The following is a 10,803-nucleotide window of genomic DNA, read 5'->3' as shown; positions in this document are numbered from 1 at the left end:
CCAGAGCAAAAAATCTTGGTATTTGCCCCTTTCCAGCCTCACGGGACTGGTGTTAAAGGAAGTGTACCCAACTCCTATAATAATCCACTCAGTCCCGGGGGTAAAGAGGCCTATCGGTGAATTTGACGGATTTCGCGAAATTTATCCATCCCGGCTGGATAAAAGCCCACAGTTTACCCTCCGATAAAAATTGTGGTAGGGTAAAAACGTGTAACATGTTAAGGAGGAGCAGATGGCTGAACATAACGGCGATCTCAAACGACTTTGGCGCAAAACCGGTATTTTAATTCTGGTATTGTTTATCGTAGGAATCTTGCTAGCAGTTCTTGTAGATCAGGCAAAAGGCGTGCTGCATTTGCCTAAATCCGTGGCCGAACCCATGAAGGCATTGATTGTCTTGATGATTGGTGGTGCCATTTCTTACCTTTTGGAACGATATTTGTTCCAATTGATTTCCCGAACACTTGGTGCCAAAAGCACAACCTCTTTACGGTTTATTATTCGTCTTTTTTTGTTATTAGCGGTGATTTTGTCCGTATTAGCGGCATTTGGTGTGGGCCTTTCATCGGTCGTATTTGGCGGCGCATTTGTTACGGCCATCATCGGGTTGGCCGGGCAAACAATGTTTGGCAATCTTATTGCAGGTATTGCCCTACTAATTTTTCATCCTTTTGAAGTCGGTGACCGCATTAATTTCGTCGCCTGGCAATATCCTATGTTAGTTCCGTCATTCCCCCATGAAGCCACCAAACCGGTATATTCAGGTGTGGTTGTCGATATCACGCTTATGTATACATCCGTTCTTACCGACACTGGCCCTATCATGGCTGTCCCTAATGGCATAATCATTCAAGCAGCTGTGGAAAATCTTTCGCGCACAAATCGTCGTATTTTGCGTATGCGATTTGATGTCGATATTTCCTTAGACCCCAATCAGTTATTGCCCAAAGTGGAAAAAATGTTGCAAGCATTAGGGTATGTCGGCACAAAACCGCAAATCGTAGATGTAACCCCTACAACCTATTCACTATTAATTGTCGTGGACACTAAACTACGTGCGGACGACGAGATTCGGCATCAAATCTTTGCACATCTTGTCCCTATTATTCAAAAATCCAGTAAACCGCTGGCCCCAAATGAGACAAGTTCTCCCGCGAATGCTCTCCCATTAGATCAGAAGCCCTAAACCCTCTATGAGTAACTGACGTGTGCTGATATCAGGACAAGGAGGAATGGATGCGTGAAAGACGGATGGTGAGATAATGTCCACGGGTTCATCCTCTTGTATCATCGTTTTCCAATCACTAGGAGGATAAGTCCAAAAACACAACGGGACCTGGGTCACCGGATGTAAAAATGCTAGTCGCATCGCATGCAGTAATTGCCCCGGACCTGTTTCCGAGGTAGGGCCATATAAAGGATCTCCAATAACATAATGACCCATAGAACTGAGGTGAACGCGAATCTGGTGCGTTCGTCCCGTGTCTAAGGATAATTGCACTAAACTTTGGGATCCCCAAGTGGCTAAGGTATAATAGCGGGTTCTTGCTTCCCGACCATTTTTCACAATAGCCATTTTCAAACGGTTGCGCAAATGTCGCCCAATAGGCGCATCAATAATGCCATGGCTCGGAGTCATGTGTCCTTGAATTACCGCAATATAATCCCGATGAACTTGGCGTTGTTGAATCATTTGGGACAATTTTGCCTTGACATCTTCGCTACGAGCCAAGACCAAAAGGCCGGTTGTATCCCGGTCTAAGCGGTGAACCACACCCGGCCTAAAGTCTTCACCTTGATAGGGAAGAAGTGGCAATAACCGGTGCACCACACTGTCATTTTCGTGACCGCGACTCGGATGCACCACAAGCTGTCTCGGTTTATTGACAACAATCAAATAATCATCCTGGTACACAATCCATTTGGTATCGACGCTCCCTTCGATGAGAGGGGGAAGGGGGGCGGGCAGGTCGATGAAATCAATGGTGATCTCATCGCCTGTTTGAACAATAGTTCCCGATTTCACTGCCCGCCCATTAAGGCGAATGTGCCCTTGTTGAATCAGCCGTTGCCAAAATGTTCGGGAATGTTCCGGATTCCATTCGTAGATTACCCGGTCCAGTCGCTTCCCTACCATGTCAGAAGATACCTGAAAGCTTGTTGGTGTCTTAGGATGAAGACTCGCCATTTTTGTCTAGCCTCCAATAATAATAGACGAGTAAACCCATGCCCACCACTATGGCCGAATCGGCTAAATTAAAAACTGGCCAATCGATGACATGAATGTAGTCAATAACGCGTCCCCAGATGATTCGATCCCATAAATTTCCGGCCGAACCGCCCGCCAATAATCCCAAGGCAATAACCATCAAAGACGGCATGTGGGGATGTCGCCAGGTGTAAATACCAATCCCTATTAAGAGCGCAAACGCCACAAGAATAAAGAGGGGCGTTCCGCCTCGCAAAAGACTGAACGCTGCCCCATTGTTCAAGACGTAAGTCAAAGACAAAACCGGCGGTAAAAGAGGAATACTCTGACCGGGCACCATCGTGGCGGAAACGCGAGATTGAATAAATAAGTCTGACACTAAAATCGCTATTCCAATCACAACAATGCCCAAACCCGATTTGGACATTACAAACTCTCCTTCAACACGTCGTAACATCGCTCACATAGATCGGGATAATCCGGGTGATTGCCCACATCTGGTGTATACCGCCAACACCGTTCACACCGTGGCCATGATGTTTTCTCGGCATGGCACGCCAATTCTGATCCTTGCCCTGCATCAATATGGGCAACCATAACCATTTCAGTCAGAAGGCGTCTGTCCTCATCGTTCAGGACCGGATCGGTTGTCGGGACAGTTAAATGAACCATGGCTTCAAGGGAGTTTCCAATTGTCTTGTTAGCTCGTAAACCTTCGAGCGCTTTGAGAATGACTTCACGATAGCCTAGAAGGCGAGACATCCGATCTTTTTCGTCACGACCATAGCCAATCGCCCAAGGTTCCGGCCATCGCAATAAATGGACAGACACTGGCGCGTTCGGTTCTTTAGGAAGATACTGGTACACTTCATCGCTCGTAAAGACTAAGATAGGCGAAATAACACGGACCAATACATCAGCAATATATTTTAAGACATGCACTGTTTCCTGCCGTAACGGATTATCCCTAGCCAATGTATAGAGACGGTCTTTGATGACGTCCAAATAGAAACTGGACAATTCCGTTGTTACGAGCCGAACCAAGCCGTGCACCACTTGATGGAAGGTGTACGATTCATAAGCGGTTCGCGCTTCCCCCATCCATTCATTGATTACGTGAACCATCCAGCGGTTTAAGGGATCTTCCAGTGTGGGGCGCGTTGCCGTGGGCTCATAATCGGCGAGATTTCCTAACAAAAACCGAAATGTGTTACGGATCTTCCGGTAACTTTCCGACAACTGCCGGAGAATTTCATCGGAAATTCTCACATCATTGCGATACTCGGAACTGGCTACCCACAGCCGCAAGATATCCGCGCCGTACTGATTGACAATATCAAGCGGATCGATGGTGTTCCCGAGCGATTTATGCATTTCTTGACCGGATTTATCGAGAACCATGCCATGCGTCAATACCATGCGGTAAGGTGCCTCATCCTTAGCAGCTACCGCGGTTGTTAACAAACTATTAAACCAACCCCGATATTGATCGTTGCCCTCCAGCACGACATCCGCAGGCCATGTTAAATTGGCATGCCCGGCTAATACCGCCGCTTGAGAAGATCCCGAATCCATCCACACATCAAACACATCATGTTCTTGAGTTAACTCATGGCTTCCACAATAAGGACACTGGTAATCCTCAGGTAGGAAATACTGGGCCGGGTGTTCCCACCACGCATCGGAACCCTCTTGAGCAATAATGCGAGCCACATGGCGAATTAGGGACGGTTCTAAAATCGCCGAGTGACATTCTTCACAATAAAATGCTGGGATAGGCACTCCCCAGACACGCTGCCGCGACAAACACCAGTCTTGGCGATTTTCGACCATTTGACGCATGCGTTCCCCGCCCCAGTCGGGATCCCATTTCACCGGATAGGTAGCTTCTTTAAGACTATCCCGTAACCTATCAATAGACAAAAACCATTGCTTGGTGGCCCGAAAAATGACCGGATTCTTACACCGCCAGCAGTACGCATACTGGTGATTTAGGGGTTCATGTTTAACTAAATGCCCTTCCTCCCTAAGCCGATCAATGACTACCGCATTGGCATCCTGATAGAATAGTCCTTCGACTAAAGGCGTACCCTCGACAAATCGTCCTTGGTCATTGAGGGGTTGAACGATAGGCAATTGATAAGATTTACCAACCTCGAAGTCTTCCATCCCATGCCCAGGCGCTGTGTGCACAAGGCCCGTGCCACTTTCACTGGTCACATGTTCTCCAAGAATGAGAGGAACATCGTGGTGTAAATAGGGATGTTGCGTAACGATGCCTTCTAGTTCACGTCCCGCCCATGGTCCATATTTTCCGACCACGTTCCAGTTCATCAGTGCAATTAAACGCTCGGTCAAATCTTGCGCCACTAAGACCCGGCCATCTTGTTCTGTCTCTAACACCACATATAACAAATCCGGATGAAGGCTGATCGCCACATTAGCCGGAATGGTCCATGGTGTCGTCGTCCAGATCACAGCACGGGTATTGTCCGGCAAAATTCCCTTTCCATCCTTGACCGGGAATGCTACATAGATGGCATCCGACTTATGGTTATGATATTCAATTTCGCCTTCAGCTAATGCGGTTTCACAGTGCGGGCACCAATATACCGGCCGTAAGTCCCGATAAATGAGCCCTTTTTCCACCATAGAGGCAAAAATTTCTAGTTCAGCGCCTTCATACTCCGGACTCATGGTGATATAGGGATGCTCCCAGTCTCCCATCACCCCCAAGCGTTGGAATTCTTCGGTCATCACATGAATGTAATGACGCGCCACCTCTGCACACTCTTTTCGCAACGCTAAAGGATCGATTTGATGCTGAGACACCCCGAGCTTTTTCAGTGCGCGCATTTCGATGGGCAATCCATGGGTGTCCCATCCCGGAACATAGGCCACATCAAATCCCGCCAACGACCAATACCGGTTAATCATGTCTTTGAGAATTTTATTTAATGCGGTCCCGGTATGAATGTCACCATTGGCATATGGCGGCCCGTCATGCAAGACAAATTTCCTCTCATGAGCGCGTTCTTGGCGTTGCATTTGATAAATATTGTCCTTCGTCCACTTTTCCAACCACTGCGGTTCTTGCCCCGGCAAGTTGGCCTTCATAGGAAACGCTGTCTTCGGTAAACGTAATGTGCTCCTGTAATCCATAGTGTCCCTCCACCAAAAAAAATAACGCCCCTGTCAAAAAGGGACGTTGCGCCGCGGTACCACCCTCATTCCTGACACCAAGCTATCAGGCTCTCAGATGCATAACGGGCATAACCGGCTCGAACTACTGTGTGTTTCGCCCGAGCACTCCTGGGGGATGAGTTCGTGGACTTTTGGACTGGCTTCCACCATCTGCTCAGTTCTCTATGCCATCAGTCCCACGACCCGTGTCCCAGTCATCGTGTTAACGAAGTATAAATTTTTCCTGTCATCTATCCCTACCGAGGTGAGATAGATTTTTGAACTCAATTCGATAACAATCCTGTTTTGGCATCGGTTGTCTGGCTAGACATCGTACATTTTATCCCATCTCAGGGGCATCGCTACCGATTGTTTCGGTTCTCCATCTGAAACGACAAAACCCATTTTGAAAACACTCACGAATGACCTACCGGACAAATCCACTAAAACCTCTCTCAGCATGGACTGAGAATGAGATCAGACCGGATTTTTTCAGTTATTTTAACACATTTTCCTGTTTGGGCAATCCCGCTTCACGTCTACGATTCTACAGCAGCTTGTAATAAAGGACCTTCAGTCACCAACCGCAATTGAGCCTCTAACAGACTTTTAATTTGGGCACGAAACTTTTCTGTCTCATAGCGCAGTTGAGACAATTGGTTTTCTGCTTCACGCACGCGTGCTTCGGCATTGCGAACAATCTCTTCGGCTTTGGCTTCTGCTTCCCGAACAATTAGTTCGGCTTCTTTTCGCGCTGCCGCTTTGACCTCTTCTGCAGTCTGCTGCGCAATCACCAGAGTGTTTTGCAAGGTTGCTTCCAGTTTACGATACTGTTCAAGACGCTCAGTCATTCCCGACGTATTTTCCTTCAATTCGTCGTTTTCTCGAATTAATGCTTCATAGTCGCGAACAATTTCATCGAGAAATTCGTTGACGTCGTCTTCATTGTATCCACGAAATCCATGTTTAAACTCTTTATTTACGATGTCTAAAGGTGTCAGTGGCATAAAATCCTCCCGCGCTTAAAACCTTGCCAGATATAAAAATAACGTAACTAAAAGATAGGATGCAATATCCACTAGAAAAAACGCAATCAATGGCGATAAATCCAACATCCCGACTAACGGCACCCTTCGCCGGATCGGGGCTAAAATCGGCTCAGTTAGCTGCGTTGAAATAAACGTTGCTTTGTCCCACAGCCCCGCCGTCCGGGGAGGAAAAAAAGAGGCAACAATCCGGATCATCAGCACGACATAGAACACGTCTTGCAGAATATGCACAGTTTCTGCTAAGTGTGTAAAAATTATACTCACTTATTTAAGCTCCGTGTCCATCCTGGCGCTTCATCGTGATCTTCACTGGCGACTTCAACATTATTGGGGGTCACGAGAAAAATATTGTCTCCAACTCTTCGCAATCCTCCGTCCAGAGCATACGCAACCCCTGAAAGGAAATTCAAAAGCCTCTGACCGGCACGCTCTTCAGCTAAATCTAAATTGACAATAACGGGTCTGCGGCCTTTAACTTGATCGGCTATAGCCTGACCATCTTCCAACGTTCTCGGATGCATGACCACCACCCGAAATCCTCGGGTGCCCGGCAAGCTCACTAAACTCCCCCGTTTTTTTTGTGGAACCTCATCTTCCCAATCGGAAGCGGCCGCAACTTGTTGCGTGTCCAGTTCCTCTTCCTGAACCTCTTCGAGCCCGACAAAATTAAGAAATTTCCCTACAATACCTGCTTTCACGATAGCCCCTCCTCACATCACTTAGGTTTTTGGCCTTGGGCCGAAAATTGCGGTCCCGAGCCGAATCATTGTCGTTCCCGCCTCTAAGGCCCATTCATAATCCTCAGACATGCCCATCGATAGTTCGGTAAGAGGTGCCCAAGGAAATCCCTCTTGTTGAGCAATTCGCCATAATTCGCCAGTTTCCTTCATAAGATCACGAATTTTTTTCTTTTCGTTAGAACTTTTGTCTGCTGCTGCCGGAAAAAGTGCCATCATGCCTATGAAACGCAAATTCTTCCACTGTTCAGCCTTGGCTAAAAAAGGTAGAACTTCCTCGAAAAACATACCAGTTTTGCTGGGTTCCTTGCCGGCATTAATTTCAAGCATCACCGGCATTGACGTTTTCAGACGGCGGTTTAACGCGTCCGCGATGCGTTCACTATCAATACTATCAATGGCGTCAAAAAGATCTATGGCATATTTTACCTTGTTCGTCTGAAGATGTCCAATCATATGCAGAGGAGCGGGAGGTTTCTCTGGGAATTTATTGAGGGCTTCTTGCACTTTATTTTCTCCCAATAAATGGGCCCCGGCTTGTAAGGCCATCAAGGCTTCATCACGGCTACGGGTTTTGGTTACAGCCATAAGCTTAACGGTGTCGTCGGGTCGTATCCGGCGAATCATTTCGAGAATCCGTTCTACATTTTCCGTTATTTGCTCATACATATAAATCCTCCCATCCGTCCCGTGCGACCATGATCACGTCGGTAGGAAAAAAATTGGTCCCCATGACAAGCGGTACACCATCCGGAAATGTCAATATTGGCATCGGGAATTCCTAATTGCATTAACTGCTGCCGATTGGCTTCCCATAAATCAAGCAAATAATGGCCCGCACGTGTCGCCACGAGCGGCGCATCTTCTCCCATTTGGGCGCGAAATTCCGTGGCTACGCGTTCATCCACTTCATAACAACATGGGCCAATGGAGGGACCAATACCAATGTAGATTTGACTGAGATCGATTCCATCGTCCTTGAGAAGCCCAATGGCCTGACGTTGGACCCCACGTACTGTTCCTCGCCATCCCGCGTGGAGAAGTCCCACCGCATGATGCTGCGGAGCCGCAATGAAAATGGGTACACAATCCGCAAATCCCATCCCCAGGACCAAATTATCACTATGAGTTAATAGGCCGTCTAATCCCGGAAGAGCTGTTGTTGATGCTATGGAACCGGCACCAGCTTCATGGGATGTTGCCCATGCTACTCGGTTATGATGCACTTGCTCGGCCATGACAAGCTGTGACAATTCATGACCGATATCTGCCAAAACCCTGCGTCTATTCTCCATCACCGCTGAGGGCAAGTCCCCCACATTGAACGATATGTTCAACGTATCATATGGAGACAATGATACGCCTCCTTGCCGTATTGTAAAAATCGCCATAACCCCCTCACTAACCTGCCAACTTAGATAACGGGATTTATGGCGTATCCAACGGGTCATAACATGGTCCTCTCTTCCCAAATGTCAAGTTGCTGCAAGATAAGACGGCATGAATGGCGTCCCATTGCCGCCTTGGATATGACCCATTTATTCTAACATACCTAGGCCCTCAGACTGTTCAATGTTCCGGACATGTTAAAATCGCCTCCTGAGAATGGATCGGGACGTTCTCCATTCTCATGACGAGGCGACAGGTGTGAATTAGTGAGGAACAGAAACCACAATTCATGGAGTGGCGAAACCCATCCGTACCACCATGATCTTATCCTTCTGGGGATGGAGCCATTTCCACCAAGATGACGTCGTGACCAATTTTTCGGATTTGCTCCCACGAAATCACGGTGTCCCGTTCACGTCCAAACAATCCTAACAAGTGACTGGAGCCTAATATGATTACGGCCTTGATATGTCCGCGCTCAAGGTCCAGTTCCAAGTCACCGACAAAGCCTAAACGGCGCCCGTCTGTTATATTGATGACGTCTTTGGTCCGCAACTCGGAGGTTTTCACCATATGGCATCCCCCCGCTATACCATATGAACCGACCTATCCACCTAGACGAAAATTCACGGTGCCTATTAAATCCAACCGAGGAGATGATTGACAAAGCCCGGCAAAGACCAGCTCACGCGTATATGACCGTGTGGGGAAGCGGGAACGGGATGAGGAATCCGCACTGGCAGGGCTGGTACGCTTTCAGGAACCGTTGGCGATGATGCCGGCTCTTCAATCCCCGCTTGACCTTGCGAGGGAGACACAGGAATCGCTACGGCATTGCTCATATCAATAAAACACAGAGAGGGAAACAAGACACACCACCAATTGTGACCCTGTCCTTTTCCCAGAACAACCAGCAGCGCTTGATACTTTCCAGCCGGTAACACCCAGCTCCCATAGGCCTTGGTAGGGAACTCTGTCGTCGTCAGTGATACATGAGCTTGATAAGTTACCTGGTTAACCCGCAAAACATCGTTGGCAACGCGGGTAATGGTCGCGATATGGGAGGCCAGAATAGACGCTGCTTGTTGTCGGGTCTTCGCGTGACGAAGTAGCGGATCTAAAACCGCCAAAACATGATCCCGGACATCGAGTTTGACCGCTTGATCTACCGGATTATCCGAATTTGCAATCACCCGAAACCTGATAACCGGGGGCGGAGAAATAATGGTTTGCGAGACTTTGACCGAGCGGTTCGGCGTTAACGGAGCCTGACCTGGTTGAGGAGCCATAGACCAAAATAAACTCATCGCAAACAAGCTGAGGAGAATCTGCTTAATCCACATTAGATATACTTCCTCATATGATTTAGCGCTGCTTTTTCTAATCGGGACACTTGGGCTTGACTAATGCCTATCTCATCAGCGACTTCCATTTGCGTTTTCCCATCAAAAAATCGCATGGTGAGTATGAGTTTTTCCCGGTCCGTGAGGCGCCTCATGGCTTCGCGAATAGCCAAACTTTCTAACCAGTTGCGATCGTGATTCTTCTCATCGCTGATTTGATCCATTACGAAGATTGGATCGCCCCCATCGTGATAAATGGGCTCGAATAATGAAACCGGTTCTTGAATCGCATCTAGTGCGTATAACACTTCTTCGCGCGGAACACTGAGTTCATCAGCGATTTCACTAATCGTCGGTTCTTTGGAATAGCGGTGCACTAAACCATCACGGACCTGAAGGGCTTTATAAGCAATATCCCGCAAGGAACGGCTGACGCGAATCGGGTTGTTATCCCGCAAATATCGCCGAATCTCGCCAATAATCATAGGCACCGCATAGGTTGAAAATTTAACATTTTGGCTGAGATCAAAATTATCAATGGCTTTCATCAGCCCGATACATCCGACTTGAAACAAGTCATCGCTATGTTCTCCCCGATTTTGAAAACGCTGGATGACCGACAGCACTAAGCGAAGATTCCCATTAATTAATTCATCCCGTGCGGTCTCATCGCCTGATTGCATGGCCTGAAACAACTCCCGCATTTTTGCATTGCCCAAAACGGGCAACTTGGCCGTATTGACACCAGGGATTTCGACTTTGTTTAATGGCATATCCCCTTTATTCCTCCCCGGAGTTGTATCAGCAACTAACTTCATTGAGAAGTATCACCAAAGGAGGAGGAGGATATACAAAAAGCTCTGGAATTTGCCAAAAATTGGCTTCCAGAGCTG

12 protein-coding genes and 1 other annotated feature are annotated in these 10,803 nt (G+C 47.7%); of the genes, 1 reads left to right on the top strand and 11 read right to left on the bottom strand.

From position 1 onward, the window contains the following. Window positions 1-232: 232 nt before the first annotated feature. Complete coding sequence (locus tag AOA63_RS04420; RefSeq protein ID WP_053958570.1) at window positions 233-1,186, top strand: mechanosensitive ion channel family protein; 954 nt, start codon at window positions 233-235, stop codon at window positions 1,184-1,186. On the opposite strand, the gene AOA63_RS04415 is transcribed toward AOA63_RS04420, so the two are convergent. From AOA63_RS04415 to sigG, 11 genes are all read right to left on the bottom strand, one after another. After that, entirely contained in the window at window positions 1,169-2,188 is a 1,020-nt protein-coding gene (locus AOA63_RS04415) for an RluA family pseudouridine synthase (RefSeq protein ID WP_053958569.1), read from the bottom strand. The two genes, AOA63_RS04420 and AOA63_RS04415, sit on opposite strands and share 18 nt — an antisense overlap. Next, on the bottom strand, window positions 2,169-2,636 hold the full coding sequence (lspA, locus tag AOA63_RS04410) for a signal peptidase II (protein ID WP_053958568.1): 468 nt from the start codon (window positions 2,634-2,636) through the stop codon (window positions 2,169-2,171). Before lspA ends, AOA63_RS04415 begins: the two co-directional genes overlap by 20 nt. Next, complete coding sequence (gene ileS / locus AOA63_RS04405) at window positions 2,636-5,371, bottom strand: isoleucine--tRNA ligase (protein ID WP_053958567.1); 2,736 nt, start codon at window positions 5,369-5,371, stop codon at window positions 2,636-2,638. The genes lspA and ileS overlap by 1 nt, the downstream gene beginning before the upstream one ends. Before the next feature lie 36 nt (window positions 5,372-5,407). Then, window positions 5,408-5,620, bottom strand: a binding site (T-box leader). 311 nt (window positions 5,621-5,931) lie between these two features. Beyond that, entirely contained in the window at window positions 5,932-6,399 is a 468-nt protein-coding gene (locus AOA63_RS04400) for a DivIVA domain-containing protein (RefSeq protein WP_053958566.1), read from the bottom strand. Between the two features lie 15 nt (window positions 6,400-6,414). Further along, window positions 6,415-6,705: a YggT family protein gene (locus AOA63_RS04395; protein ID WP_053958565.1), complete on the bottom strand. Its 291-nt coding sequence runs from the start codon at window positions 6,703-6,705 to the stop codon at window positions 6,415-6,417. Beyond that, a complete protein-coding gene (locus AOA63_RS04390; RefSeq protein WP_020374590.1) occupies window positions 6,702-7,139 on the bottom strand; it encodes a cell division protein SepF in 438 nt (145 codons plus the stop codon). The genes AOA63_RS04395 and AOA63_RS04390 overlap by 4 nt, the downstream gene beginning before the upstream one ends. Window positions 7,140-7,160: 21 nt before the next feature. Next, a complete protein-coding gene (locus AOA63_RS04385; RefSeq protein WP_053958564.1) occupies window positions 7,161-7,847 on the bottom strand; it encodes a YggS family pyridoxal phosphate-dependent enzyme in 687 nt (228 codons plus the stop codon). Then, window positions 7,832-8,629 (bottom strand): peptidoglycan editing factor PgeF, encoded by a 798-nt coding sequence (pgeF, locus tag AOA63_RS04380; RefSeq protein ID WP_053960610.1) that lies wholly within the window; start codon window positions 8,627-8,629, stop codon window positions 7,832-7,834. Before pgeF ends, AOA63_RS04385 begins: the two co-directional genes overlap by 16 nt. 262 nt (window positions 8,630-8,891) lie before the next feature. Continuing rightward, window positions 8,892-9,140, bottom strand: a complete 249-nt coding sequence (locus AOA63_RS04375; protein ID WP_020374587.1) for a YlmC/YmxH family sporulation protein — start codon at window positions 9,138-9,140, stop codon at window positions 8,892-8,894. 65 nt (window positions 9,141-9,205) lie between these two features. Beyond that, window positions 9,206-9,910: a stage II sporulation protein R gene (gene spoIIR, locus AOA63_RS04370; RefSeq protein WP_053958563.1), complete on the bottom strand. Its 705-nt coding sequence runs from the start codon at window positions 9,908-9,910 to the stop codon at window positions 9,206-9,208. Then, complete coding sequence (gene sigG / locus AOA63_RS04365; protein ID WP_053958562.1) at window positions 9,910-10,683, bottom strand: RNA polymerase sporulation sigma factor SigG; 774 nt, start codon at window positions 10,681-10,683, stop codon at window positions 9,910-9,912. The genes spoIIR and sigG overlap by 1 nt, the downstream gene beginning before the upstream one ends. Between the last annotated feature and the right edge of the window lie 120 nt (window positions 10,684-10,803).

The organism is Sulfobacillus thermosulfidooxidans (assembly GCF_001280565.1).
Classification (GTDB): domain Bacteria; phylum Bacillota; class Sulfobacillia; order Sulfobacillales; family Sulfobacillaceae; genus Sulfobacillus; species Sulfobacillus thermosulfidooxidans_A.
This window is presented reverse-complemented; position numbering and strand designations above follow the sequence as displayed.